The sequence below is a fragment of the Denitratisoma oestradiolicum genome (assembly GCF_902813185.1).
Classification (GTDB): domain Bacteria; phylum Pseudomonadota; class Gammaproteobacteria; order Burkholderiales; family Rhodocyclaceae; genus Denitratisoma; species Denitratisoma oestradiolicum.
The window spans coordinates 4067133-4092066 of the sequence record NZ_LR778301.1; the positions used below are offsets into that span (position 1 = coordinate 4067133).

Sequence of the window (24934 nt, forward strand, 5' to 3'; positions counted from 1 at the left end):
GTGCCGGTTTATAAGCGGTGCTTGCTCAACATGTGTCGTACCCACGATGTTGTCAAAACACGGAATACCCGCTTTCAGAGCGGTTTGTGCGTTGCACTATCTGTCATCTCCTGGGATTTCCTGATCGCTAGAGAATTGACTGGGCAACGTGCCCACAATTACATGGCAAGCACTTACAATCGTCTGACTAAATCAATAAAGTCAATTCGCGCTTATTTCAATGCACTGGGAAATAAGACATGAATTCTGAGCAGTCACTTACCGTGAGCAGTGATGGGCGCTCAATGACAGGAGGAGTTTCCATGGATGGCGGCATTTCATTAGCATCGACGATCCCTTTCAAGGGGGTGAAAAGAAGTTGTTCGTTGAATGAACAAAATTCGGCTGATATGGACGCCGATATGGCTGGGGGGCAACTGGGCGGAAACAGGATTGTTTTTTACTTGGCTAGAATGCGTGCCCGTGGATTTAGCAGCCAGGAGGTCCTGAGTGGCACTGGACTGACAGAGGAGCAGATTCAGGGTTTCTTCCTGGGCTCATCTGCGGTTTACCGACAAATCATCAGCAACATGATCCGGCTGACGGGTAACGAGTTCATCGGGGTTGAACTGGGTGCGGAATTCAAGATCAGCGACTTCGGTGTTCTGGGTTATGCGTCCCTCAGCAGTTCCACCCTGCGCCAGTCACGGAGAGTCCTGGCTCAGTACTGCCTGCTTAATCAACATATCATCCGCCCGGTCTCCACGATCACCGAGAAGCTATGGCTTGTAGAGATTTTAGAAATCCATCCCCTGGATAACTTGATCGCTTTTGCGGTGGAGGAATATGTCAGCAGGGCAATGGAATTGGCGTTTCATCTTACGAACCGGTATTTCCCAGTGCTGGAAATGCGGGTCACCTATGATGCGCCGAGTGATCTTTCCGTCTACCAAGAACGGTTCAATTGCCCCATTTATTTCAATCAGAAAAAAAATGTAATCCGGTTTGATCCGGATCACATTGACGATCCCATCAGCCTGGCCAACCCCGAAGTGTTCCGGATATGTGAGCAACAGTGCCAGCTGATATCCAGCAAAATATCCAAACGCGACTCCCTGGAGAGAAAGGTGCGGGATATGTTGATCAGCCGGCCGGGAAATTTCCCACCGGTGGACGACATGGCAGACCTGCTGGCAATCAAGCCCAGAACCCTCCGCCGCCAGTTGCAGGCTGAGGGCATAAGCTACCAACAAATTCTCGATGAAACCCGCCGCGATCTGGCATTGCAATACCTTGAGTACACGGCATTGACGCCCAAAGAAATCGGGTTTCTTCTTGGTTATAACGATGTGAGCAATTTCCGGCGGGCGTTCCGCAGCTGGACCGGAAGCAAGTTGTCCGATTATCGCTAAGGTTTATCGCCAGGTGTTTTACCGGGGCTAATCACTCATCTGGGTCGAGCGCGTGTTCAGCTGGCAGGTCTTTCCCCCGTCCACCGTCAAGGTCGTTCCCGTGATGTAGGAGGCTTCTTCGGAAGCCAGGAAAAGGATGGCTGAGGCAATCTCCTCTGGTTTGGCGATGCGCTTCAGAGGGATGGCCCTCAGGGATGCTGCCATGGAGTTGGCATCAGACAACGCGGCTGCTGTGGGCGGTGTCATCACTGTCCCAGGCACGACGACATTGACTCGGATATTGTCAGGAGCCCCTTCCAGAGCGGCCACTCGGGAAAACCCAATCATTCCCGCCTTGGCGGCGCTATAGGCGCCCATGGCGGGTGCGCCGAGCAGGCCGCAGACCGAGGAGATGTTGACGATGGCGCCATACTGCTGGCGTTTCATATAGGGTAGTGTGGCGCGGATGCAAAAATAGATGCTGGATAGGGAGCCTTGCAGACATGAAAACCAGTCTGCAGAAGCGCTGCCATCTATTTGTCCTCGAATGACGGTTGCAGCATTGTTGATCAATACATCGAGACTTCCGTGGCGTTTGATGGTTTCGGCAATGGCATCATTGACGGCCGTCTCATCAGTGATATCTGCAATCAACCAGTCAGCCTTGCCGCCTTGAGCGCGTATTTCTTTGACTACCTGCTCCAGGGGCTCCTGACGGCGGCCGCATATCACGGCCGTTCCCCCCTCTGCAGCAAGGCGCTTTGCGGTGGCAGCGCCAATTCCGCTGGCCCCGCCAGAAATAAATGCGATTCGATCGGTAAAGCGTGCGCTCATGAAGTTCACCTCGTTGTCAGAGTAAGTAACTACCGCCATTGGCCGCCAGGGTCTGTCCGGTAAATGCTGTTCCCTCATCCGAGGCCAGGAAGGCAACCGTTGCCGCGATCTCATTCGGTTCGCAAAGACGATTGATCAGGGTTCCCTCAATCAAAGCCTGAGCTCTTGTCGCGCCCAGGGCACTGATTCTGGTGGTGTTGGTTGGGCCAGGGCAGACAGCATTGACCCGGATGTGACGGGGGGCCAACTCACGGGCCAGGCTTTTGGTTAGCCCCAGCATCGCAGCCTTGGCGCTTGCGTAATGGACTGCCCCCTCCCCGCTGAGTGCAGAGGTGCTGGCGATATTGATGATGCTGCCCGGCGACTCGGCGGCAATCATTAATCGCGTGGCCTCTCTACAGAAATAGAAAGTGCCCCCTAAATTGATTTCCATCAGCTTCCAGAAGCCCCTATCTTCCATATCGATGATTCTGTCGGGGAATATGGTCGGCTTTTCTCCGCGTCCAACCTGCTCGAGATATTGCTGACGACGTAACTTGTGCGCCTCGAATGCATCGCCCGGGACAGTCCCGACCCCGGCGTTGTTGACCAGAATATCCAATCGCCCATAGCGTTGCGTGACTTGAGCCATGACTTGGGCAACATCCTTGCTGCTGGCCACATCGCAGGTGATCGCCAGGTTATTTTCTGGATGTTTCATTAGCCTGCAGGTCTCATCTGCTGTGACCTGATCAATATCGACAACGACTACGCTTGCCCCTTCACTCTCAAGTCTTAGCGCTATCTGATTACCGATGAGTCTCAGCCAACCTAATCGCGCTTTCATTGTGCGGCAGCATCCTGGCGCAATCACTGATGAGGCTCACGACGATGGTTCGGAGATCGAATCGGCGGTTGAAGCGGTAGGCGTATTCGGCGAAATAGCGCTTGGCGTATTTGGCGAAGCGGAAGGCATGATAGGTTCCCGACAGAGCGGTCTTGAAATTCGAGATCAAGGTATTCACCCAGCGGAACTTTGGATGCTGGGCCGCCTGCTTGCCGGAGCCGACCACGATGGCCTCGTGTGTCTCGACCGAATTCGCCAGTACCGAGAAACTCGGCAAGCCATCCGACAACGCGTGGGTGGTCGGCGCCAGCGTCTTGCTGGCCCAGGCGTCGATCCGCTCGTGAGTGAAAGGCATGGGGTCGAAACGGACGAAAAGAGGCCGACCATCGGCGGTCGTTTCCACCGCCGCCACGAACGGTACCTTATTCTCGGAACCCCGGCCCACCTTGCCGGCACGGGCACCGCCAAGATAAGCGTCGTCGATCTCGACACGAACATCCAGCGCCCGACCGGCCTCGGCATCGCCCATCACCGCCATCAGCTTGTGCTTGAGCAGCCAAGCAGTGTCGTAGCTGACGCCGAGGTGGCGCTTCAACGACAGCGCCGAGATGTTGTTCTTGGACTGGGTCATGAAGAACATGGCCAGGAACCATTTGGTCAAGGGCAGCTTGGTGTTCTCGAAGATCGTTCCGGCGGTGACGCTCACTTGGTGGCGGCAGCGATGGCATTGCCACAGCCTTTTTCCACCTCTCTCAAAACGGGAGTGCCGGGTGTCCCGGCAGCACGGACAGACGAATCCCGAGGGCCAACGCTGTTCGACCAGCGCCGTCTCGCATTTCGCCTCCGTTCCGTACCGCTCCATAAACTCGGCCATCGACAGCCCTTGTTGAAATTGCACCCGATTTTTCATGGCAGACCTCCGTCTCAATGTCTGCACTATTTTCAAACCCTTACTAGCTCACTACGTGAGCCGGCTGAGACTTGTCGGTAATCAGATAGCGCTATGGATCTCCCGATGCCTACCCCTGCGCCTGTTACCAGTGCAATCTTCCCATTGAGTTTCATAAAGTCATCCGTGTGTTTTCTGATTACTGACGCAATGTCTATCGCATCCCCACCTGGGGGATTTCATGCGGGAAGACATAAGCGTAGCGAAGCCGGCATGGGTTGCGTGCAGGTACAACATCCCATGACTTGTTCTGACCGGATATGACCCTAGCAGGATATTCATAGGGTCATTACTGGCGGGGCCGGATATGACCCATTTTGGTAGCTTATGCCTTGGGATTTCCAGAACAAATGGATTTCGAAAATTTAAAATCAATTATCTGAAGCGAGAAATTTTGATCGTCTTGCCTTTTGCACAGAGAGGCGTGTTTGGATCGGTATGCAGGGTAAGGCCATGAAACTGGGTGATGTCAGTAACGAAACCGCGATGAAATTTGGTAAACCGCTTACCGGAGTGCGCATTCTCGCCCTGGAGCAAATGCAGTCCTTGCCCTGGGCAACGCAATTGCTAGCGCGTTTGGGCGCGGAGGTAGTGAAAGTCGAGCAGCCCGGAAATGGGGATCCAAGCCGCTTGGCTCATCCCGGTGTGCTGGACCCTCAAGGGCGCCCGTTGGGCGCCACGTTTTTGCGCAACAATCTGAACAAGCGCAGCATCTGCATCGACTTCAAGCACGAGGAAGGACGAGCTTTGCTGAAGCGTATGCTTGCGCGCTACGATGTTTTCTGTGAGAACTTCAAGCCTGGCACATTGGCGGCGCTAGGATTGGATTATCCGAGCCTGTCGGCGGACAACCCGCGGCTGATTTATTTTTCTCTTTCCGGGTTTGGCCAGACAAGGGCATCGCCCTACAAGAACTGGCCTGCCTATGCAGCCGTGGCCGAGGCCATGTCCGGCGTTTACGAACATGCTCGCCTGCCCCATCAGCCCCCGATTCCCAACCCGGTCGCCGGCCTGGGTGATACCAGTGCGGGCATGTTCGGGGTGATCGGGGTACTGGCTGCTCTGCGGCATCGGGACCGGATCGGTCAGGGCCAGCATGTCGATATCGCCATGTTCGATGCGATGCTGGCCATGGCGGATTACGGGTTGAACGTATGGTCTCTCGGGCTGCGGCGCGAACCCGATGAGGAGTTCATCCAGCCGGGCATTCATCAACCCTTTCGCGCCCAGGATGGCTGGTTCATGTTGCAGGTGGTGCGGGAGCACCAGTTTGCGAGCTTAGTGAGACTGATCGGATGCGAATCCTGGCTGAGTGATGAGCGATTGAGTACCAGGCTCGGTTGGGGGCGGCACATCGAATCGCTGATCCGGCCAGGTATTGAGGGTTGGGCTGCGACCCGAACGCGCATGGAGGTTTGTCGGTTGCTGGCAGCCCAGGGTGTGGCTGCTGGGCCGTGCCTGTTCCATAAGGAACTTGTGGATGATGCCCATGTGTGCGCCCACGACGCACTGGTCGAAATTCCCCGTCCGAATGGCGACGGGCCACCGGTGCTGGTGGCTGGCAATCCGATCAAGATGTCTGCCGTCAGCGAAGGGCCGGAATCCCGTATGCCCTGGGTTGGAGAGCATACGGCGGGAATCTTGCAAGCCGATCTGGGACTTGACAGCGATGAACTCACCAGTCTTTATCGCAACGGTGTCATTGGCTGAACCATGGTATCCATAACTTCATGGGTCGTCCGCTGTTAAGTTTCCGCCATGGCGATGCTGCAAGCCGCTTTCTGCTTCGCGCCTTTTTCATCAATGGGCGCATTGGTGCCTTCTTCCGTACTCTTGGTTTCGGCCAGGGCCTTGGCATAGGGTTTCAGGCATGAGGCAAGTAGCAGCACACCGCCCAAGCAGGAAGCACCAGCCACCAAGGCCAAGGAATAATGAATGGAGTTGTCGTCGTGAAAGACGAAATCGTTCAGTGCGGCAATCGATGATGCACCCACCGCCAGGCCGATGATATTGCCGAAGAATATTTGCAACGCGGATACCTGAGCGCGCATCTGGTTGGGCGTTACCAATTGCATCGCCGTGCCGGTGCTGCCGTAATAGCTGCATTTGAGAAAAATCGTCGGTATCAGCATCGCCAGCGCCAAAGGCGCCGAGGGCATCAGTGGCCCTAGCACGCCCGGTACGATCATCACCAGAGCGGAAATCATCACGAAACGGATATGGATATCGGGATATTTTTTCTGAAGACTCTCGGCAATGCGGGCGCCAAAGTAGGTCCCCAGGGTGCCGACGAACAAGTATGTCAGCCCGAAATATGTGCCGGACTCACCGATCGACATGCCGAAAGTGCGAATCAGGAACGTCGGGTACCAGGCCATCAGTCCAAAGGAGAAAATGCCGAGAAAGCCGGTGGCAATCGGGAAAACGAGATAGAGACGCCAGCGAGTCAGCAGGAAACGCAAGGTTTCCCGCATCTTGAGCTTTTGTGTTTGGCCCGAAGGGTCGTGCAGTGCACCACGACGCTCCGGCTCCCCGACGTACGCCATCAGCAAGGCAATCAGCAAGCCGGGTAAGCCGACGATGATGAAGACCGCCTGCCAGGGTTTCATGGCCCCCAGCAGCGGTAGTTCGATGACGGATATTTTGGAAACCGCTTCCATGAGCAGGCCGCCCGCCAGGTAGGCCAGTCCGCTACCCAGGCTGATGCCGAGGCTGTAGATGGCGACCGCCCGCGCCAGGCGTTGCTTCGAGAAATAGTCGCTCAGCAGCGAATAGGCTGCGGGAGAAAGGGCCGCTTCTCCGACACCGACGCCGACGCGCGCCAGAAATAAGGTGCCATAGGAACGGGCCAACCCGCAACTGATTGTCATTATGCTCCACAGCGCGATGCCACTGGAAATGATCGTGCGTCTACTGTAGGCGTCCGCAAGGCGTGCAATCGGCAAGGCCATGACGGAATAGAGCAGTGCGAAGGCTGTACCTTGCAACAGACTCATCTGGAAATCGCTGATCCCCAGGTCGCGCCGGATGGGTACGACCATGAGGCTGAGTATCTGGCGGTCGATGAAGGAGAAAATATAGGCGAGCAGCAGGATCGCGAGGACATAGTTAGGATACCAACTACGTTCACTCAGAGGTTTTCTGGGCATCGAACATTCCTTGTTTTCAGGCATCATCCAAGGCTGATGTATGCGCTGTCCTTCCTGTGAACCGCATGGCACGGCTGGCCGGCTTCATTGGCATTCAATGAAGCCGGCAACTGGCTTGTGATGCTTAGAAATTCAGCGTCACATCGCCGCCGTAGGTTCGTGGCATGCCGAGGGTGCCCGCGCGGAAGGTGTTGAAATCGACCAGGCCGTCGATATAGCGTTTATTGGTCAGATTCATGCCCCAGAGCGCGAATTGCAGTGAAGATTCATTACCTACCTTGACCCCGGACAGGACGATGCGAGCATCATACAAACCACGGGCGTCTAGCTTGGAATTGGGTGCAGCACCGTTTGTTTTGATGGCGATGGCCTCTGCTGCCGCAACATAGTTGTAATTGAGATGCAGCGCCAGCTTACCGAAGCTGAATCTGGGGAAGCTGTAATCCACCGACAGATTGGCGGTATGTCGGGGCGCATTGTTCATGCGAGCGCGTTCCGCAACATCGCCGATGGTCGGTCCCATGTCGAATTTCTGGTAGGAATAGTTGAGGAAGGACAGGCCCAGTCCGGCTTGCAAGCCTTCCATGAGCAATGCCTTGGCTTCCAGTTCGGCGCCATTGATTTTTGACTTGCCGGCATTTAATACCGCAGATGTAGTACCGGTGAAAGAGTTAACCTGCTGGTCGTCGTAATAGCTGCGGAAAAGGGCCATGTTCAGGTCCAGGCGATTCTCAAGCCAACGTGATTTCATCCCGATTTCATGGGTCTTGAGTTCTTCCGGCTTGAACGGAACCGAGGCAGAGGCGATGGTAGCGGATACGCCATCGTACCCTCCACTGCGGAAGCCTTCCGAGTATTTGTAGTAGACATTCAGCTTGTCTGTGATCCGGTAGCTGGGTGAAAACATTACCGAGCTATTGCTGAATTCGATCGGCGGCAACACCAGGTTCGGAGCAGGATTGACGAGCCCATAAACCCCTGTGCTGTTGCTGTAGTTCATGATGTAGCGCGACATCTCCTTGGTTTCATTGGTATGTCGTGCTCCCAGGCTAAGCGAGAGTTTCGGCATCGCTTCAGGGGTATAGTCGATCTGACCAAAAATGGCCGAGTTCCTATTGTTCAGGTGGGCATTCGTGTTCCGGGTTGTGGCGCCGTTGGAGAATTGTTGGGCGCGGACGCTTTTTTGCTTCTCCTTGGAGTAATACGCGCCGACGACATATTTCAGTCCCTGATGGGTGCCGAGCAGCTGCAGCTCTTCGGTCGTCTGGTTGAAATCGCCATAGCGCTGCGAGTCGAACTGCGCGGTATTGCTGCCATCCAGATCTTGGGCATCGGATGTCTGCAATTTGCGGTAACCGGTGATGGATTTGAGGGTGAGATGTTCGTTCAGGGTCCAGGTTAGTGTGAGTGCGTGGGTGGAATTGTCAGTCTTGAAGAACGGGGCCTGGTTGGCAGTACCGAATGCGGGGGGCTGGCCAGGCGGAATATAGTTCTCGAAGCCAACCGGCAAAGTGCTGGGGCGTACGACGTCAATGATCTGGAACAATCGCTGGCGGTCGTCGGCTTTGAACTGGGAGTAGTCATAGGCGACCTGAACACTGCTGCTCGGTTGCCAGTCCACCCCCAGATGAAAACCGTTGCGATCGGTATTGCCAAATCCGGAGAAGTTGGCCGTCGGCTTTGATACGGTGGTGTAGCTGACCGGCACGTTGGGGGTGACGGTGCCGGATTTGCGTTCGAACACGCTCAACCTAGCCTTCACCGTGCCTAGACCGTCATTCTCTTTACCGAATGTAGGCAGGTCGATGCTGGCATTAGTGGTACGGAGATTGTAATTACCAAAGCCGACCTTGACCGAACCGCTCAGTTCTCCACTAGGGCGTTTGCTGATGACGTTAATGGCTCCGCCGATGGTGTTCCGGCCATATAGCGTACCCTGAGGACCACGCAAGACTTCGATGCGTTCGACATCTCCCAGATCGAACAGTGAACCGGCCGAAATGCCTGAATAAACACCATCGGTATAGATCCCCACGGCGTTCTCATAACCAGGGTTGGCCGGATCGTTGTTGCTGATACCGCGAATAGCCAGCGTGATAGTCCCCGTCGTGCCTTGTTTGATGTGTAGACTGGGAATTTCCTTGGCGAACGAGTTCGTATCCGTTACGTTCTGGGCTTCGAGCGCCTTGCTACTCAAAGCGGTAATGGAGATGGGCACATCTTGCAGGTTTTCGACACGTTTTTGCGCTGTGACGACAATTTCCTCCAGTTCCTGGAGTTTTCCGGCAGAACTGTCAGATGCACTATAAGCATGCGTACTGAGCACCCCGGACATAGCGCCGCCAATCAGTGCTGCTATCTTCTTAACACAGTTGTGCCGATACATGACTCTCATCTCTTTTCTCCTCATTGGTGATAAGTAAGCATCACATTTGTTGTTCCCGACATGGCCTATCCCCAGCATTTCTTGGACTATTCGCAATCTGCGGTAAGCATGGGGGAAGTGCCGCTTAATTTGAACTGGGGAGATAGGTCATATCCGGACAGGATGGGTCAGCTCGGTAAAGCCAAGTAGGTGGCGCGAGCCGTTCAAAGGAGTATGTATGCCAAATAAGAATAGCAAGAGGAAACCGGGAGCGGTTTTGCCCTGTATTCCGAAAGAAATCATGGGCCAAATGGGCGGTGGTCCGATGGATGCCGATCATCTTCTTCGGCTTCTATCCGGCCAGGAAGGCTGCTCGCCTCGATCCCATCGAGGCCCTGCGATACCAATAGGAACAGCCAGGCCATAATGCGGCAGGTACCCGTCATCGAGATTCCCCTGGCGGAAATCGAGCTCAGCGCCGTGCGGGCCCAGGGGGCCGGCGGCCAGAACGTCAACAAGGTTTCCAGTGCCATTCACCTGCGCTTCGACATCCTTGCCTCATCCCTGCCTGAGGCGGTGAAGACCCGCCTGCTGGCGCTTCAGGACCAGCGCATCAGCAAGGACGGGGTGCTGGTGATCAAGGCCCAGGAGTATCGGACCCAGGAACTGAACCGGGAGGAAGCCCTGCGCCGGCTTCAGGAGCTGGTTGCGAGCGTCGCCCTGCCACCCAAGCTGCGCCGCCCCACTCGGCCCACTTTGGGCTCTCGTCAGCGTCGCCTGGAAAGCAAGGCGAAACGCGGCCAGATCAAGCGGGGCCGGGGGCGGGTCGATGACTGACCCGGGAATTCACGGGGCCGGCAAAGCCTCGGCAGAAAAACCTACAGGTTACAGAAGGTCAGCTCGAAGTTGACGCTGGCATCCGCCTGCTTGGGGCGATGGTCTACATCCGGTGCGAGGAAGCGGATGTTGAGGGCGTACTTGCTGGCGCTGATCTCGGGCACAAAGGCTTCGTCCATGGTCAGGCGCAGGCGCACCATCTGGGCGGTGCGGCCCGCCAGCATCATCTGGTAGGCGCCCCGCACCGCCATCTGCTGTTCGGGTCGGCCCGAGGAGCGCAGCAGGCGCAGGACGATGCCCAGGGCCTGGCGGATGGCCAGCATGGGACCGATCCAGCCCCGCAAATCTGCCTGCCGGGCCGCGGCTTCCCGATGCAGCCAGAAGTGATAGGAGGGCAGATCGAACTCGCAGACGCCGCCGGGAATGGCGGCTCGGTTCTTGATGGCCATCAGCCACTCGTTTTCCCGCAGGTAGTGGCCGATCCGGCCCTGCATGGAGAGGAGACTGGCCGAGGCTTGCTCGATCTCGTAGAGGGCGCCGGATAGGGCATCCTCGGAGATATCCGGGTTGTTGCGGAAGGACAGAAGAATCTGGCGCTGGCGCTCCAGTTCCTGCATCAGATCGAATTTGAGGTCGGCACGACCGGCGGCTTCGAGGATCTCGAACAGGGTCACCAGGGCCACATGGTGCTCCTCGGGACCTTCGCCGGCGAGGAAATGGGCGCACTTGTCGAACAGGTCCTCCAGGCGCAACAGGGTGCGGATGCGCTCGTTGAGAGGATATTCGTATGTGATCACGCGCCGGGGCCCCTGGGGAAATTCGCCTGATTCTCCCCGATCCGGCCCTAAATCTCAACCGGAAAAGGGCTACTTTGTTGCCGTTGCAAGGTATTTTGCGTGGAGTTCGGCCACTTGCTGGCGAAGGGCCTCCAGATCGCCATCATTGACGATCACGTCGTCGGCGATGACCAGTCGGACGGCCCGACCTGCCTGGGCCGCCATGATGCGGCGCACCTCCTCGGCGGCCAGTCCGCTGCGGGCCATGACCCGGCTTACCTGCAATTCCTCCGGACAATCCACCACCAGCACCCGGTTCATGTGCTGCCGGGCGCCTCCGGACTCTGCCAGTAGAGGCACGGCATGGATCACGTAGGGCGCACCGTGCTTTATGGCGGCCGCCATCCTCGAGGCACATTCGGCGCCGATCAGGGGGTGCAGGACGGCCTCCAGGCGGGCCCGGGCGGAAGGGTCGGTGAAGGCCAGCTGACGCATGGCGGTCCGGTCCAGGGCACCTGTGGGGGTAATCACAGCATCGCCGAAGGCCTCCCGGATGGCAGCCATGGCCGCACCCCCGGGTCCGGTCAGGTCATGGGCCACGACATCGGCGTCCACGATGGCGGCCCCCAGGGCCGCGAACATATCGGCGGCGGCACTCTTGCCGCTGCCGATGCCGCCGGTGAGCCCGACGATCAAAGGCTGACTCATGGTGTGGCGCACTCCGTCAGAGTGAGATCGCTTACACCCGCCAGCAGGTCCGGTAGCCGGTCCTGAAGGGCTGCGGGGCCACGGATTTCGATCTGGGCTTCGGTCGCGATGGAATGCTGGAGCAGGAGACGAGCCGAGCGGATACCCCGGCGCTCCAGGCCTGTCAGATATTCCCGGGCACCGGCTTCGTTACGGAAAGTGGCGAAGATCAGGGCGACCTGATCCGGGCTAGGGCTGACAAAGCTCACCTCGCTCCGGACGCCCAGGGCCCGGACCTCCGCCAGCTTGCTCTCCGCTACCGCCCGGCTGGGCAGGCCGGGGATGGCGACCTGGTACATGGGCGCCCCTTCCAGGGTAACCAGCTTAAAGATTGCCTCCGGGAGCCTGGCCTTCCAGTCGGCCAGCAGATGCTCACCCTGATCCGTCCTGAGGCCAGAGGCCAGACGGCATATCTCCCGTAGTTGCTCCGGCGCCACCAGGCGCAACTTCTCCGGCACCAACTGGGCGGAGAGCCGTAGGGGCTCCCGGCCGCTGGTGGTACTCCCCAGGTAACCCTGGCTCCAGACGAAGAACAGCAGATTGGCCAGCACCAGCAGCAGGCAGGCCAGGCGCAACGCAGCCACGTCCTTTTCCTTCAACCCACCTGGGGCAGGTGCTGGAGGGAGGCTTCCACCGCTTCCCGGGGATAGGCGTAATCGTCCAGCTCGCCAGCGAAATAACGGTCGTAGGCGGCCATGTCGAAGTGGCCGTGGCCGGTGAGGTTGAACAGGATCACTTTGGGCTCTCCCGTGGCCTTGCACTTCAGGGCCTCATCGATGGCGGCGCGGATGGCGTGGCAGGATTCGGGGGCGGGTATCACCCCTTCGGCCTTGGCGAACAGGGTGCCAGCCTCGAAGGTGGCCAGCTGGGGCACGGCCACGGCTTCCACCCGGCCTTCATGGAAAAGCTGGGAGACCAGGGGCGAATCCCCGTGATAGCGCAGGCCGCCGGCATGGATGCCCGGGGGCATGAAGTCGTGGCCCAGGGTGTACATCTTCATCAGGGGCGTGAAGCCGGATGCGTCGCCGTAGTCATAGGCATAGGCGCCCTGGGTCAGGGTGGGGCAGGAGGTGGGCTCCACCGCCACGCAGCGCAACTTCTCGGCCCGCTTCTCGCCGGCCGCCTGGTCAGCCAGGAAGGGGAAGGCGATGCCGCCGAAGCTGGAGCCGCCGCCGCAGGGACCCAGGATCACGTCCGGATAGAGGCCGATCTTGTCGAACTGCTTCTTCGCTTCCAGGCCAATGATGGTCTGGTGCAGCAGCACATGGTTCAGCACCGAACCCAGGGTGTAGTTGGTGTCGGGCCGGCCGGCGGCCTCTTCCACAGCTTCGGAGATGGCCAGTCCCAGGGAACCCGGATTGTTCGGGTCCTTGGCCAAAGCGTCGCGGCCGGTCTGGGTCAATTGGGAGGGGCTGGCATAGACCTCGGCCCCCCAGGTCTGCATCATGGAACGGCGGAAGGGCTTCTGCTGGTAGCTCACATTGACCATGTAGACCCGCACGGGCAGGCCGAACATCTGGCCAGCAAAGGCGATGGAGGACCCCCACTGGCCGGCGCCGGTCTCGGTGGTGAGCCGCTTGATGCCAGCCTGCTTGTTGTAGAAGGCCTGGGGCACTGCGGAATTGGGCTTGTGGGAACCGGCGGGGGAACAGCCCTCGAACTTGTAGAAAATCTTCGCCGGGGTGCCCAGGGCCTGTTCCAGGCGCACTGCCCGCACCAGGGGGCTGGGCCGCCACAGGCGGTAGATCTCGCGCACTTCCTGGGGGATGGGAATCCAGCGTTCGGCGCTCATTTCCTGTTCCAGGATGGCGCCGGGGAAAATCGCCAGCATCCGTTCCGGCGCCACCGGCTGACCGTCCGGCCCCAGGGGCGGGGCCGGTGGGTTCTTCATGTCCGCCACCACGTTGTACCAGTGGGTGGGGATATCGTTCTGTTCCAGGTCGATGCGGGTAGCTTCCATGGGTTCCTCAAGCGCTGGGGTGGAATTGAACCCCGAATTGTGCCTCAGGATGGGGCGGTAATGCGGGCCAGCCCCTCCAGGACCAGATCCTCCACCCGCCGCAGGGGCAGTGTCAGATGGGGCGCCAGGGCTTCGGCCGCCCCGCCGGTGAGCAGACAGGCCGCGCCAGGACGGTCCGCCACCTGGGCATACATGCGCGAGATGGCCCCCAGGGTGGCGTGGATCGCCCCGCTGCTGATGGCGTCCAGGGTGTTGCGCGGCGTCTCCCGATATTGTCCGGACTGGGACGGCAACTGGGCGGTGTTGCGGGCCAGGGCCTGGCGCATCAGGTCCAGGCCGGGCAGGATCAGCCCTCCCTGGAAGATGCCGCTGCTGTCCAGCACGTCGATGGTGGTGGCGGTGCCGGCACTCACCACCAGGCAGGCGGCGCCCTGGAGATGCCAGGCGCCGATCAGGGCGGCCCAGCGGTCGGCCCCCAGTTGCCCGGGTTGCTCGTAGGCATTGCTCACCCCGCATTGCTCGGTGCGGGGCAGGTTCCATTCGATGGGCAGGGGCAGGACGTTCGCCAGGGCTTGGGCCACTTCGGCGCCCGCTACATTGCAGCCCAGGATGCGGATCAGGGGCGTCCGGGGCAGGACCCGGGCCAGACCTTCCGCCTCGGTCGTGGCCGTGGTGGCAAATGCGCCCCGCGCCTTCCAGGTGTCGCCTTCCCTCAGGCCCCACTTGATGCGGGTATTGCCGCAGTCCAGGCAGAGGATCATGGGACCGCCCGCAGACTGACATCCCCGGCCAGGATGCGGCGCAGGCCCTGGGGGGTATCCAAATTTAGGGCGCCATCGTCACCGACTCCCAGACAGAGGCCCTCCGCCGCCTCGCCGCCGCTGACCCTTACCGGCAAGCCCTGCCAGGCGTGACGGGCTTGCCATTCGTTTCTCAGGGAGGCAAAGCCGCTGCTGCCGTATGCGTCCAGGGTCTGCGCCAGGGCTGCCAGCAGGGCCGCCAGTACCACTTCCCGGGTAGGGAGCGCCGCCAGGGCCTGGTCCAGGCCGGCAGCCGCCACATCCTCCGACAAGCCATTGGGTCGGCGCAGGTTCAGGCCGATGCCGATCACCGCACTGCGCAGTTCTCCCGCTTGCAATTCCACCAGGATGCCGGCCAGCTTGCTGTCCCCGATCAGCAGATCGTTGGGCCACTTGAGGCCGATGCCCCGGGCTCCTAAGGCCTCCAGGCCCCGCACCAGGGCCAGACCCACGGCCAGGGAGAGGGCGGCAGGGGCGTCGGACTGGTGCGGGAAGCGCCAGAGCAGGGAAAAGGTCAGGCTGTCGGCCGGGGCGGATATCCAGCTGCGACCGCGCCGTCCGCGCCCGGCGGTCTGACGCTCTGCCACTAGCACGGTGCCGGAGGGTGCCCCGGCGGCGGCCCGCTCCAGCAGCCGGCTGTTGCTGGAATCGCATTCCGCAACGGCATCGATGTCGTAGCGGCAGGCCGTGGTGCCCAGGGCGGCCGCGGCGGCGGCGATGTCGAAGGAGGTCTGCATATTCATGGCGCGGATTATCCGCGAAAACCCTTCAGGCCCCTGCGTTCTCCGTTGTCAGGACCCGGCTCGCCAGCAGGGTGCGGATGGCATCGGGTATCGGCATGGGGCCGGTACTCCCGGTATGGACTTTCACCACGTCGGCCAGGCCGATGCAGCGGCCCTCCTGGAACAGGGCCATGGCCAGTTCAAAGGAGGAGCGGCCGATGCGTGCTACACCGGCCCGGACTTCCAGGAGGGCCGGGTAGTGGGCCTCGTGCAGATAGTCGTAGCTGGCCCGGGCCACCAGCAAATGAAAGTCCTTGGGGCGGAACAGGTAGTCCTGGCCGAATATTTCCATCAGGAAGCGCACCCGGCCTTCCTCGTAATACTCGGCCACGGCCAGGTTGTTGATGTGCTTGACGATGTCCATGTCCGCGAAGCGGGGCGTCACCGCCATGGCAAAGGGATAGGTACTTGGGTGGACGCGCTGGGGATCGAATCGCATTGTGGGGGTGGGGCAAAGCGGAAGGGGCGGATTATCCCTGATCTGTTCCCTCGGCATGGTCCAGGCCCAGTTCCTGGATCTTGCGGGTGATGGTATTGCGGCCGATGCCCAGCAATTGGGCGGCCTCGATGCGCCGTCCGCCGGTGGCGGCCAGGGCGCGCCGGATCAGGGTGCCCTCGAAGGCCCGGGTCAGGCGTTCGAACACCTCGCCGGGGCGGGCAGCGATCAGCCGGTCGGCCTCTCCCGAGAGGGCCTCCAGCCAGTCCATGGGGCCGGCGCTGGCGGGCTGTTCCCGCATTTCTGCCGGCAGGTCGGCCACATCCACCGATTGGCCCGGCGCCATTACCGTCAGCCAGTGGCAGAGATTCTCCAGTTGACGCACGTTGCCCGGGAACTCCAGGCTCTGGAGATGGCGCAGGGCTCCATCGGCCAGACGCTTGGACTCCACCCCCAGTTCCTGGGCGCTCTTGGCCAGAAAATGCCGGGCCAGCAGGGGGATGTCTTCGCGCCGCTCCCGTAGGGGCGGCAGGCGCAGGCGGATCACATTGAGGCGATGGAACAGGTCTTCCCGGAACAGTCCGTCCTTGACCCGGATTTCCAGATTCTGGTGGGTGGCGGTGATGACCCGGACATTGGCCTTGACCGGGGACTGGCCTCCCACACGATAGAAATGCCCATCGGAGAGCACCCGCAACAGGCGGGTTTGCAGTTCCGCCGGCATGTCGCCGATCTCGTCCAAAAACAGGGTGCCTCCCTCGGCCTGTTCGAAACGGCCCCGGCGCTGGGCAGCGGCTCCGGTGAAGGCGCCCTTTTCGTGGCCGAAAAGCTCCGACTCCAGCAGGTCCCGGGGGATGGCCGCAGTGTTAATGGCGATGAAGGGGGCATCTCGCCGGGGGCTGTGGCGATGCAGGGCCCGGGCCACCAGCTCCTTGCCGGTGCCGGACTCACCGTTGATCAGCACCGTGGCGTGGGACTGGGCCAGACGGCCGATGGCGCGAAACACCTCCTGCATGGAGGGGGCCTGGCCGAGAATCTCAGGCACCAACTCGGTGGTCATGGATGCACCACCCTGGTGCGTCGTCTCGTCAATGGCCCGCCGTACCAGGCCCACGGCCTGATCCACGTCGAAAGGCTTGGGCAGATATTCGTAGGCCCCCCCCTGGAAGGCCGCCACGGCGGAATCCAGGTCCGAATAAGCGGTCATGATGATCACTGGCAGTTCGGGCCAGCGGATCTTCACCTGGCGCAGCAGATCCAGTCCGCTCTGGCCGGGCATGCGCACGTCGGAGACCAGGACCTGGGGTTGCTGGCCCCCTTCCAGGGCGGCCAGGGCCTCGTTGGCCGTGGCAAAGCTTCTGTGAGGAATTTCCTCCCGGTCCAGGGCCTTTTCGAAGACCCAGCGGATGGAGCGGTCGTCATCGACAATCCAGACCGGTTTCATGAGTACTTACCGTAAGAAGTGGCTTTTCCGCCGGGCCGCCCTGACCGAAGGAAATCCTCGTGGGACAAGGAAAAGCGGCACGCGCCGGAGGCGCAAATTACAGGGTGTTGCCACGAAGTGCTCCGTGACATCAAGCGCAGCGAGCTGTATCGAACCCCCCGTGAGGGGGGCGAAGGGGGGCGTTTCATAACTGCCTGCCCTGTTCGTTGCTCAGGGGCAGCAGGATGCGGAAACAGGTGCGGCCGGGCCGCGATTCCACCTCAATGCTACCGTGATGTTGTTGAATGAAGCTCTGGGTCAGTGTCAGGCCCAGGCCGCTGCCCCCTTCCCGGCCGGATACCAGGGGATAGAAGATCTTGTCCCGCATGTCCTCCGCGATGCCGGGGCCGTTGTCGATCACATGCAATTCAAGTGCCAGGGGGTAGAGCTTCTTGGCCAGGGTCACCTGGCGCGCCGCCCGGGTGCGGAAGACGATCTCCCCGCCCTCGGCCGGGGGGCCGGGGGGCATGCCCGCCTTGCCGCCGGGCCGTCCCAAGGCAAGGCCGCCATAACTGGAGTCGCGTAGCGACGAACCATTGTCACCCCCTTGCTCGGCAAGGGGGCCGGGGGGCATGCCCACGATGGCCTGGGCGGCGTTGCGGGCGATGTTGAGGATGGCCTGGATCAACTGCTCCCGGTCGCCGGTGAGCTTGGGCAGGGAGGTGTCATAGTCGCGGTGCACCCGCACCCCGGTGAACTCCGCATGGATCAGGCGCAGCACCCGTTCCAGGATTTCGTGAATGTTGATGGGTGCCGGCTGCATGGCGCGATGGGAGGAGAGCAGGCGCTGCATCAGGTCCTGCAGGCGGTCGGCCTCGGCGATGATGACCTCGGTGTATTCCCGCAGGGCTGGGGCATTGGGCAGGCTGGCCAGTTCCCGTTCCAGCAGTTGGGCCGAGCCGCGGATGCCGCCCAGGGGATTCTTGATCTCGTGGGCCAGATTGCGGATCAGTTCCCGGGTGGCCTGCTGTTGCACCGCTTCCCTTTCCTCCCGGGCCGTCTTGAGCTGCTGGTCGATGGGCCGGAACTCCAGCAGCAGGTGCACTCCCTTGACGTCCCCTGGCGTCACGGTGCAATCCAGGTGCAGGGCGGGTTGCTCGCCCCGCTCTATCTTGATGTTGTGCCCGGTGTAGCTCCAGTTGTTGTTCAGGGCATTTTCCAGGGCCGACAGCAGAGTCGGCGAATGACCCAGCAGCTGTTCCAGGGGGCGGCCCTGCCAGGTGCGCAGGCTGGCGGCGAAAAGATTCTCCGCCGCAGGATTGAGATGGCGGATCCGCTGCTGCCCATCCAGCAGGATGACGGCGGAGGAGAGCAGGTCAAGACCGCCGAAGGTGCTTTGGGGCAGCGAGCTGTCGGGTGCGTTCATGCCAGTCTATGCAGCAAGAATTGCACCGGGATATTCCTATTTCAGATTGGACATCTCGCGCCGCAGGGCTTCGAGATTGCGTTCATGGAGCGCGATGCGGTCCCGGTGGGGCCGCACCCGGTCGGGGCCGGCGCGCAGCGCCTCCTGCTCGGCCAGGGCGCGCCGGGCTTCGTCCAGGTTCCTCAACTCCGCAGCCTGTTCCTGCTCCAGGATGTGGCGGCGATCCGTGTCGCGTTTTTGCTGAACATCGTTGCTGACCCGGGGGAAGTCGTTGGGCGAAGGAGTGCTGGCCGCCGCCCGGGGCCGGGCCGGGGCGGCTGACGCCGCAGGAGCTTGAGCCTCGCGGGACAGCACAATGCAGTTCTTGGCCGAGGCCCGGGTGTTGGTGTAAGTGGTATGGCCGGCGGCGTCGGTGCATTTGTACAGCGTGTTGGCCTCTGCCACAAAGGCCAGGCCGAGGAGGGCGAAGAGGAGCAGTCCCTTCATGGATATCTGTGAATTGAATGGCGGACGGGGAGAGTGTAGGGGATTTTTGCCCCAAACAAAAAAGGACGGGTCGCCCCGTCCTCTTTTGCTCCGAACCCGGCGGGGTTCAGATGGAGAAGTACATGTCGAACTCGACCGGGTGGGTGGTCATGCGGAAGCGCGTGACCTCTTCCATCTTCAGTTCGATGAAAGCATCCACCCACTCGTTGGAGAATACGCCGCCCCGGGTCAGGAACTCGCGGTCCTTGTCCAGGTACTCCAGGGCCTGTTCCAGGCTGGAACAGACGGTCGGGATCTTGGCGTCTTCCTCGGGGGGCAGATCGTAGAGGTTCTTGTCGGCGGGGTCGCCGGGGTGGATCTTGTTCTGCACACCGTCCAGGCCCGCCATCATGAGGGCGGCGAAGCACAGGTAGGGGTTGGCACCGGGATCGGGGAAGCGGGTCTCGATGCGGCGAGCCTTGTCGCTATTGACGAAGGGGATGCGGATCGAGGCGGAGCGGTTCTTGGCCGAGTAGGCCAGCTTCACCGGGGCTTCGAAGCCGGGCACCAGCCGCTTGTAGGAGTTGGTCAGCGGGTTGGTGATGGCGTTCAGGGCGCGGGCATGCTTGATGATGCCGCCGATGTAGTACAGGGCGAACTCGGACATGCCGGCGTAGCCGTTGCCGGCGAACAGGTTCTTGCCGTCCTTCCAGATGGACTGGTGCACGTGCATGCCGGAACCGTTGTCACCAACGATGGGCTTGGGCATGAAAGTGGCGGTCTTGCCGTACTGGTGGGCCACGTTGTGCACGATGTACTTCAGGATCTGGGTCTGGTCGGCACGGCGCACCAGGGTGTTGAACACGGTGCCGATCTCGTTCTGGCCGGCGGTGGCCACTTCATGGTGGTGTACTTCCACCGGCACGCCACAGGCTTCCAGGGCCAGACACATCTGGGCGCGGATGTCGTTGAAGGAATCCACGGGGGGCACGGGGAAGTAGCCGCCCTTGACGGAGGGACGATGGCCGGTGTTGCCGCCCTCGAACTTCTCGGAAGACGACCAGGCGGCCTCTTCGGAATTGATCTTGACGTGGGCGCCGGACATGTCCACGCCCCATTCGATGGAGTCGAAAATGAAGAACTCGGGCTCCGGGCCGAAGTAGGCGGTGTCACCGATGCCGGAAGACTTCAGGTAGGCCTCGGCGCGCTTGGCGATGGAACGGGGGTCCCGGTCGTAGCCCTTGCCATCGGAAGGTTCCACCACGTCACAGGACAGCACCAGGGTGGTTTCGTCGAAGAAGGGGTCGATGTAGGCGGTGTCGGCATCGGGCATCAGCAGCATGTCGGAGGCCTGGATGCCTTTCCAGCCGGCGATGGAGGAGCCGTCGAAGGCGTGGCCATCCTCGAACTTGTCCAGGCTGAAAGCGGAAATGGGCACGCCGACGTGCTGTTCCTTGCCGCGGGTATCGGTGAAGCGGAAATCAACAAACTTGACCTCCTGCTCCTTGACAATCTTCATCACATCTTGAGGCGTCGCCATGAGGTGCTCTCCTAACAGTTCAATTGAATGCGTGCGGGAAATTCGCTACCGCGGCGAATGAGCAGCAACCGTGCCAAACGCCAATTCGGGGGCGGCCATTGTGCCACAAGGGCCCTGGATTAACACAGGCCGGCCAGGCGCACCATACGGGTGCATCCCAGCTGGAGATGGCACTATTTTGGTGCAATACGACAGTTCAGACTGACCGTGCTGAACCAGGCGTCGCCGGGCAGGCACTGGGCCAGGCGCTGCTCCACCCGGACGATACGGGCAGGGTCCTGCATCATTTCGGGGGGCAGGGTCACCTCGGCCTCCACCCGGTTGCCCAGATAGTGCAGCGTAGTACGCTCGAAGTGGGGCAGATCCTCCCCCAGCATCTGCCGCAGATGGTGCAGCAGCATTGCCCGTTCCGGTAACTCCGTGGCGGGCAGGTTCGACAGCATGTCGTCCTCCACATCCACATGGACCAGGACGTCCAGCACTTCGGGGTGCTCCTGGAGCAGCCGCTGCCGTGCCCGCTCACCTATCAGGTGACCTTCGGACACACTGACCCGGGGGCTGACCTGGATATGGGCATCCACCAGCACATGGTGGGCCATGCGTCGGGTGCGCAGGTCATGGAGGCCCAGCACCCCCGGCGCGTCCTCCAGGGTCTGGCGGATGCGCCGCACTTCCTCGGCCGACAGCCCGGTGTCGATCAGCTCGCTGATGGCGTCCCAGGCGAAGCCGGCGCCGGCCTTGACGATCATGGCGCCGACGATGATGGCGGCCACCGCATCGGCGAAGCCGAAGCCCAACAGGCTGCCACCGATGCCGGCGGCCACCACCAGGGAGGAGAGGGCGTCGGCCCGGGCATGCCAGGCGTTGGCCATCAGCATCGATGAGCGCAGGCGTCGGGCGACCACCAGCATGTAGCGGAACAGGCCCTCCTTGCCGATCAGGGTGGCGCAGGCGGCCCATAAGGCGGCGATACCCACCGGTGGCAGGGACGCGAGGTTTTGCAGGCGGCCGGCGGCAGCCACCAGGATGCCGATGCCGGTGATCGACAGCAGCAGGCCCAGCACCAGGGAGGCCAGGGTCTCGTAGCGGGCATGGCCATAGGGATGCTCGGCATCCGCCGCCTCGGCCCCCTTGCGGTTGGCGAAGAGGACGAAGACGTCCGCCACCACGTCGGACAGGGTGTGCATGGCGTCGGCGATCAGGCTTTGGGAATGGGCCAGCAGCCCCACCACGATCTGCATGGCGGTGAGCAACACATTGACCACTACACTGACCCAGGTAATCTGTTGGCCCTGGCGCAGGCGTTCGGCGTCTTCGATCATCGGCGGGGAAGGGGCTGCTCGTGCCATGGACTCTGACTTATACTTGGCGAACTGAATTCTAGCCTGCCTCGCCGGCCCCGATGCCATGTCCCGCTTCAATGAAATCCTTACCCTGGCCCAGGAGCGCGCCCGCCACCTGAACCTTCCCTACGAAGGAGCCCTCACGCCCAGGGAGGCCCACGAACTGCTGCAACTGCTGCCCCATGCCCGGCTGGTGGATGTGCGCACCCGGGCCGAATGGGACTGGGTGGGGCGGGTGCCCAAGGCCATCGAGATCGAGTGGTTGAGCTATCCGGGCAATGAGCGCAATCCCCATTTCCTCCAGGAACTGAAGCATGCGGTTAGCACCGAGTCCCTGCTGATGTTCATCTGCCGTTCCGGTGCCCGGTCCAGTGCCGCCGCCACGGCCGCCAGCGCCGCCGGCTATCCCGACTGCTACAACGTCCTCGAGGGCTTCGAGGGCGACAAGGATGCCCAGGGCCACCGCAACGCCATCGGAGGCTGGCGTTTCCATGGCCTGCCCTGGGTGCAGGGCTGATCCGCCCCGCACCATCCCCCTTTCAACCCCTGCCGTTCCGGAGTAATGCGATGCAAGTCGCGTCCATCAATTTCGACCGTTTCAACATCATGTCCGACGAGGAGGCCCAGGAGCGCATTCGCGCCGCCCGGGCCAAGCTTGGCAAGAAGGCCGTGCTGTTGTGCCACCACTATCAGCGTAGCGATGTCTATCAGCACGCCGACCTGACAGGCGACTCCCTCAAGCTGTCGCGCCTGGCGGGCCAGTCCGATGCCGAGTTCATCATTTTCTGCGGCGTCCATTTCATGGCCGAAGTGGCGGACATCATGTCCAAGCCCGAGCAGATTTCCATCCTGCCCGACCTGGCCGCCGGCTGTTCCATGGCCGACATGGCCAGCTTGGCCAAGGTGGAACGCTGCTGGCGCGAACTGGCCGAGGTGCTGAACCCTGATGAGCAGGTGACCCCGGTCACCTACATCAATTCCGCTGCCGATCTGAAGGCCTTCTGCGGCGAGCACGGCGGCATCGTCTGCACTTCCAGCAATGCCCCGAAGATTCTGGAGTGGTCCTTTGCCCAGCGGGAGAAGGTGCTGTTCTTCCCCGACCAGCACCTGGGCCGCTGGAGCGGCTACAAGATGGACATCCCCATGGAGGAAATGGTGGTCTGGGATCCGGATCAGGAAATGGGCGGTCTCACGCCCGAGCAGATCAGGAAGGCCCGTATCCTGCTGTGGAAGGGCCACTGCTCGGTCCATCAGATGTTCCAGCCGGCCCACATCCTCAAGTTCCGTAACCAGTATCCGGAGGGCATCGTCATTTCTCATCCGGAATGCGCCTTCGAAGTCTGCCGCCAGTCCGACTACGTGGGCAGCACCGAGTACATCCTCAATACGGTGAAGGCCGGCGCCCCCAATACCCGCTGGCTGGTGGGCACGGAGCTGAACCTGGTGGACCGCCTGGCCCGGGAAGTGCAGCATGAGGGCAAGGTGGTGCAGTTCATGGCGCCGACGGTGTGCATGTGCTCCACCATGCAGCGCATCGATCCCCAGCACCTGGCCTGGACCCTGGAGAACCTGGCCGAGGGCAAGGTGGTGAACCAGATCAAGGTGCCGGCCCACGAAGCCGGCCTGGCCAAGATCGCCCTGGACCGGATGCTGGCCGTTTCCTGAGTTTTTCGACGTCCAAAACAAAAACGGCGCGACTTCCCGTCGCGCCGTTTTTGTTTGCGAGCCTTGTCGCCTATTGCTTGTCGGAACGGCTGGGCGCCGGCCGGCCGGTCCTGCCCAGCATGTGCACCGTCAGGTTGGGGGGCTCCACGGGCTTCTCCAGGATCTCGTAGATGCGCTCATAGGTGCTCTCGATGATCTGCCAGTGGCCCTCCGCATTCTTGCGGTATCGGTCCCGATAGAGGGCGGTGCCGACCGTGCAGGCCTTGAACTTCATGTTCCAGAAGATGTCGTGCAGATACCAGATGCCGCTGGCCTCGGTCTCGCTCAGCACGGTGATCTCCGGATGGTGGCCGTTGTGCTGGGCCACGGTCATCGCGTTGAAGTTCTTGGCCAGGGTCTCCACATACTCATCGCGGCCGTTGAGGGTCCATTCGTAGGTGCCGCCGATGAAATGGACCCGCACCTCGGGATGGAACAGCTCGACCGCCTCGTCGATATTGCCCGTATCCACGCAACGGAAATACTTGTGTTTCACGTTGCGGATGGCTTCGATATCCTTGAGGATCTGGATATCCCGTTTGAGTTGCAAAAGTTCCTGTGCCAGGTCGGTCATATCGTTAATTCCAAAAAGGGGGCCAGCGCCTCAGGCGCCGGCCCCGGGCTGGGGATTCAGGCCGGCTTGAGTTTACGCCCGGTCTTGCCCAGCACATGCACCGTCAGGTTTTGCGGCAGGATGTCGTAGTCGATGATCTCGTAGATCCGTTCGTAGGTGGATTCGATGATCTGCCAGCGGCCATCGGTCTTGAGGTATTTGTCCTGGTAGAGCGCCGTGCCATTGGTGCGTTTCTTCTCGTCCATATTCCAGAAGATGTCGTGCAGATACCAGGTGCCGGTGGCCTCGGTCTCACTGAGGATCTTGATCTCCGGGTGGTGGCCATTGTGCTGGCCCACCGCCTCGGAGTGGAAGCCGTTGGCGATGGCCTCCAGGTATTCGGCGCGGTTGTTGAGTACCCATTCGTAGGTACCGCCTTTGAAATGGACTCTCACCTCCGGGTGGAAGAGATCCTGCAGCTCGGCCATGTTGGCGGTATCCACGCAGCGGAAATAGGCGTGCTTGACGTTGCGGACGGCCTCGGTGTCCTTGAGTACCTGGATATCCCGCTTGATCTGCGCCAGTTCCTGGGTAATGTCTGTCATTTTGTTCTCCTCCTTGTGAGCCATGAAAGCCGCAGCGGCGGCGA

At 61.0% G+C, this 24934-nt stretch carries 24 protein-coding genes; 5 read left to right on the forward strand and 19 right to left on the reverse strand.

Going from position 1 to position 24934, the window contains the following annotated elements; translation table 11 throughout:
* Window positions 1-239: 239 nt before the first annotated feature.
* On the forward strand, window positions 240-1391 hold the full coding sequence (locus DENOEST_RS18570; protein WP_145772039.1) for an AraC family transcriptional regulator: 1152 nt from the start codon (window positions 240-242) through the stop codon (window positions 1389-1391).
* 27 nt (window positions 1392-1418) lie between these two features.
* Here DENOEST_RS18570 and DENOEST_RS18575 read toward each other — a convergent pair whose 3' ends face one another.
* The 3 genes from DENOEST_RS18575 to DENOEST_RS18585 are packed head-to-tail and all read right to left on the reverse strand — an operon-like array spanning window position 1419 to window position 3940.
* The gene (locus tag DENOEST_RS18575; protein ID WP_145772040.1) at window positions 1419-2204 is read right to left on the reverse strand and encodes an SDR family NAD(P)-dependent oxidoreductase; all 786 of its coding nucleotides are present in this window, start codon (window positions 2202-2204) and stop codon (window positions 1419-1421) included.
* Window positions 2205-2220: 16 nt separating this feature from the next.
* Window positions 2221-3030, reverse strand: coding sequence for an SDR family NAD(P)-dependent oxidoreductase (locus tag DENOEST_RS18580; RefSeq protein WP_145772041.1), 810 nt, complete (start codon window positions 3028-3030; stop codon window positions 2221-2223).
* Window positions 2993-3940, reverse strand: a complete 948-nt coding sequence (locus DENOEST_RS18585) for an IS1595 family transposase (protein ID WP_183148258.1) — start codon at window positions 3938-3940, stop codon at window positions 2993-2995. The genes DENOEST_RS18580 and DENOEST_RS18585 overlap by 38 nt, the downstream gene beginning before the upstream one ends.
* 492 nt (window positions 3941-4432) lie before the next feature.
* Here DENOEST_RS18585 and DENOEST_RS18590 point away from each other — a divergent pair, with 492 nt between their 5' ends.
* Complete coding sequence (locus DENOEST_RS18590) at window positions 4433-5689, forward strand: CaiB/BaiF CoA transferase family protein (protein ID WP_145770320.1); 1257 nt, start codon at window positions 4433-4435, stop codon at window positions 5687-5689.
* A 35-nt stretch (window positions 5690-5724) separates the two neighbouring features.
* Here DENOEST_RS18590 and DENOEST_RS18595 read toward each other — a convergent pair whose 3' ends face one another.
* On the reverse strand, window positions 5725-7155 hold the full coding sequence (locus tag DENOEST_RS18595) for a spinster family MFS transporter (RefSeq protein WP_145770321.1): 1431 nt from the start codon (window positions 7153-7155) through the stop codon (window positions 5725-5727).
* A gap of 97 nt (window positions 7156-7252) precedes the next feature.
* Window positions 7253-9523 carry a TonB-dependent receptor gene (locus DENOEST_RS18600; RefSeq protein WP_170228158.1) on the reverse strand — a complete coding sequence of 757 codons (2271 nt, stop codon included), beginning with the start codon at window positions 9521-9523 and terminating at the stop codon, window positions 7253-7255.
* Between the two features lie 396 nt (window positions 9524-9919).
* Between DENOEST_RS18600 and arfB the strand changes: the two genes are divergently transcribed.
* A complete protein-coding gene (gene arfB / locus DENOEST_RS18605; protein WP_145770323.1) occupies window positions 9920-10330 on the forward strand; it encodes an alternative ribosome rescue aminoacyl-tRNA hydrolase ArfB in 411 nt (136 codons plus the stop codon).
* A gap of 41 nt (window positions 10331-10371) precedes the next feature.
* Here the strand turns inward: arfB and zapD are convergent, their stop codons facing one another.
* The 12 genes from zapD to DENOEST_RS18665 form a co-directional block, all read right to left on the reverse strand.
* A complete protein-coding gene (zapD, locus tag DENOEST_RS18610) occupies window positions 10372-11127 on the reverse strand; it encodes a cell division protein ZapD (protein ID WP_145770324.1) in 756 nt (251 codons plus the stop codon).
* 69 nt (window positions 11128-11196) lie between these two features.
* The gene (gene coaE / locus DENOEST_RS18615) at window positions 11197-11814 is read right to left on the reverse strand and encodes a dephospho-CoA kinase (RefSeq protein ID WP_145770325.1); all 618 of its coding nucleotides are present in this window, start codon (window positions 11812-11814) and stop codon (window positions 11197-11199) included.
* Window positions 11811-12437: a hypothetical protein gene (locus DENOEST_RS18620; RefSeq protein WP_145770326.1), complete on the reverse strand. Its 627-nt coding sequence runs from the start codon at window positions 12435-12437 to the stop codon at window positions 11811-11813. Before DENOEST_RS18620 ends, coaE begins: the two co-directional genes overlap by 4 nt.
* Before the next feature lie 11 nt (window positions 12438-12448).
* Window positions 12449-13813: a TrpB-like pyridoxal phosphate-dependent enzyme gene (locus tag DENOEST_RS18625; protein WP_145770327.1), complete on the reverse strand. Its 1365-nt coding sequence runs from the start codon at window positions 13811-13813 to the stop codon at window positions 12449-12451.
* 44 nt (window positions 13814-13857) lie between these two features.
* Window positions 13858-14574 (reverse strand): type III pantothenate kinase, encoded by a 717-nt coding sequence (locus tag DENOEST_RS18630; protein ID WP_145770328.1) that lies wholly within the window; start codon window positions 14572-14574, stop codon window positions 13858-13860.
* Entirely contained in the window at window positions 14571-15356 is a 786-nt protein-coding gene (locus DENOEST_RS18635) for a biotin--[acetyl-CoA-carboxylase] ligase (protein ID WP_145770329.1), read from the reverse strand. Before DENOEST_RS18635 ends, DENOEST_RS18630 begins: the two co-directional genes overlap by 4 nt.
* 25 nt (window positions 15357-15381) lie before the next feature.
* A complete protein-coding gene (locus DENOEST_RS18640) occupies window positions 15382-15834 on the reverse strand; it encodes an acyl-CoA thioesterase (protein WP_170228159.1) in 453 nt (150 codons plus the stop codon).
* Window positions 15835-15865: 31 nt separating this feature from the next.
* Window positions 15866-17275, reverse strand: a complete 1410-nt coding sequence (gene ntrC / locus DENOEST_RS18645) for a nitrogen regulation protein NR(I) (RefSeq protein ID WP_145770331.1) — start codon at window positions 17273-17275, stop codon at window positions 15866-15868.
* A 184-nt stretch (window positions 17276-17459) separates the two neighbouring features.
* Window positions 17460-18680, reverse strand: a complete 1221-nt coding sequence (locus tag DENOEST_RS18650) for a two-component system sensor histidine kinase NtrB (protein WP_145770332.1) — start codon at window positions 18678-18680, stop codon at window positions 17460-17462.
* Between the two features lie 36 nt (window positions 18681-18716).
* Window positions 18717-19166, reverse strand: a complete 450-nt coding sequence (locus tag DENOEST_RS18655; protein WP_145770333.1) for a DUF4124 domain-containing protein — start codon at window positions 19164-19166, stop codon at window positions 18717-18719.
* A 106-nt stretch (window positions 19167-19272) separates the two neighbouring features.
* The gene (gene glnA / locus DENOEST_RS18660; protein ID WP_145770334.1) at window positions 19273-20685 is read right to left on the reverse strand and encodes a type I glutamate--ammonia ligase; all 1413 of its coding nucleotides are present in this window, start codon (window positions 20683-20685) and stop codon (window positions 19273-19275) included.
* 173 nt (window positions 20686-20858) lie between these two features.
* Window positions 20859-22007 (reverse strand): cation diffusion facilitator family transporter, encoded by a 1149-nt coding sequence (locus DENOEST_RS18665; protein ID WP_232096539.1) that lies wholly within the window; start codon window positions 22005-22007, stop codon window positions 20859-20861.
* Between the two features lie 85 nt (window positions 22008-22092).
* Between DENOEST_RS18665 and DENOEST_RS18670 the strand changes: the two genes are divergently transcribed.
* Both DENOEST_RS18670 and nadA read left to right on the forward strand, forming a co-directional pair.
* Window positions 22093-22545, forward strand: a complete 453-nt coding sequence (locus tag DENOEST_RS18670; RefSeq protein ID WP_145770336.1) for a rhodanese-like domain-containing protein — start codon at window positions 22093-22095, stop codon at window positions 22543-22545.
* 50 nt (window positions 22546-22595) lie between these two features.
* Entirely contained in the window at window positions 22596-23693 is a 1098-nt protein-coding gene (gene nadA, locus DENOEST_RS18675; RefSeq protein ID WP_145770337.1) for a quinolinate synthase NadA, read from the forward strand.
* 70 nt (window positions 23694-23763) lie between these two features.
* Here nadA and DENOEST_RS18680 read toward each other — a convergent pair whose 3' ends face one another.
* Both DENOEST_RS18680 and DENOEST_RS18685 read right to left on the reverse strand, forming a co-directional pair.
* Window positions 23764-24306 carry a nuclear transport factor 2 family protein gene (locus DENOEST_RS18680; protein WP_145770338.1) on the reverse strand — a complete coding sequence of 181 codons (543 nt, stop codon included), beginning with the start codon at window positions 24304-24306 and terminating at the stop codon, window positions 23764-23766.
* A gap of 56 nt (window positions 24307-24362) precedes the next feature.
* Window positions 24363-24890, reverse strand: a complete 528-nt coding sequence (locus DENOEST_RS18685; RefSeq protein WP_170228160.1) for a nuclear transport factor 2 family protein — start codon at window positions 24888-24890, stop codon at window positions 24363-24365.
* Window positions 24891-24934 lie beyond the last annotated feature (44 nt).

Excerpts from the sequence above, each read along its gene's own strand:
- coaE (WP_145770325.1), bottom strand. The coding sequence starts at position 11,814 with ATGAGTCAGCCTTTGATCGTCGGGCTCACCGGCGGCATCGGCAGCGGC.
- DENOEST_RS18575 (WP_145772040.1), bottom strand. The coding sequence starts at position 2,204 with ATGAGCGCACGCTTTACCGATCGAATCGCATTTATTTCTGGCGGGGCC.
- DENOEST_RS18595 (WP_145770321.1), bottom strand. The coding sequence starts at position 7,155 with ATGATGCCTGAAAACAAGGAATGTTCGATGCCCAGAAAACCTCTGAGT.
- DENOEST_RS18655 (WP_145770333.1), bottom strand. The coding sequence starts at position 19,166 with ATGAAGGGACTGCTCCTCTTCGCCCTCCTCGGCCTGGCCTTTGTGGCA.
- DENOEST_RS18635 (WP_145770329.1), bottom strand. The coding sequence starts at position 15,356 with ATGAATATGCAGACCTCCTTCGACATCGCCGCCGCCGCGGCCGCCCTG.
- arfB (WP_145770323.1), top strand. The coding sequence starts at position 9,920 with ATGCGGCAGGTACCCGTCATCGAGATTCCCCTGGCGGAAATCGAGCTC.
- DENOEST_RS18670 (WP_145770336.1), top strand. The coding sequence starts at position 22,093 with ATGTCCCGCTTCAATGAAATCCTTACCCTGGCCCAGGAGCGCGCCCGC.
- ntrC (WP_145770331.1), bottom strand. The coding sequence starts at position 17,275 with ATGAAACCGGTCTGGATTGTCGATGACGACCGCTCCATCCGCTGGGTC.
- DENOEST_RS18570 (WP_145772039.1), top strand. The coding sequence starts at position 240 with ATGAATTCTGAGCAGTCACTTACCGTGAGCAGTGATGGGCGCTCAATG.
- DENOEST_RS18590 (WP_145770320.1), top strand. The coding sequence starts at position 4,433 with ATGAAACTGGGTGATGTCAGTAACGAAACCGCGATGAAATTTGGTAAA.
- glnA (WP_145770334.1), bottom strand. The coding sequence starts at position 20,685 with ATGGCGACGCCTCAAGATGTGATGAAGATTGTCAAGGAGCAGGAGGTC.
- DENOEST_RS18685 (WP_170228160.1), bottom strand. The coding sequence starts at position 24,890 with ATGACAGACATTACCCAGGAACTGGCGCAGATCAAGCGGGATATCCAG.
- DENOEST_RS18680 (WP_145770338.1), bottom strand. The coding sequence starts at position 24,306 with ATGACCGACCTGGCACAGGAACTTTTGCAACTCAAACGGGATATCCAG.
- DENOEST_RS18665 (WP_232096539.1), bottom strand. The coding sequence starts at position 22,007 with ATGATCGAAGACGCCGAACGCCTGCGCCAGGGCCAACAGATTACCTGG.
- DENOEST_RS18580 (WP_145772041.1), bottom strand. The coding sequence starts at position 3,030 with ATGAAAGCGCGATTAGGTTGGCTGAGACTCATCGGTAATCAGATAGCG.
- DENOEST_RS18630 (WP_145770328.1), bottom strand. The coding sequence starts at position 14,574 with ATGATCCTCTGCCTGGACTGCGGCAATACCCGCATCAAGTGGGGCCTG.
- DENOEST_RS18600 (WP_170228158.1), bottom strand. The coding sequence starts at position 9,523 with ATGAGAGTCATGTATCGGCACAACTGTGTTAAGAAGATAGCAGCACTG.
- DENOEST_RS18650 (WP_145770332.1), bottom strand. The coding sequence starts at position 18,680 with ATGAACGCACCCGACAGCTCGCTGCCCCAAAGCACCTTCGGCGGTCTT.
- DENOEST_RS18625 (WP_145770327.1), bottom strand. The coding sequence starts at position 13,813 with ATGGAAGCTACCCGCATCGACCTGGAACAGAACGATATCCCCACCCAC.
- DENOEST_RS18640 (WP_170228159.1), bottom strand. The coding sequence starts at position 15,834 with ATGCGATTCGATCCCCAGCGCGTCCACCCAAGTACCTATCCCTTTGCC.
- nadA (WP_145770337.1), top strand. The coding sequence starts at position 22,596 with ATGCAAGTCGCGTCCATCAATTTCGACCGTTTCAACATCATGTCCGAC.
- DENOEST_RS18585 (WP_183148258.1), bottom strand. The coding sequence starts at position 3,940 with ATGAAAAATCGGGTGCAATTTCAACAAGGGCTGTCGATGGCCGAGTTT.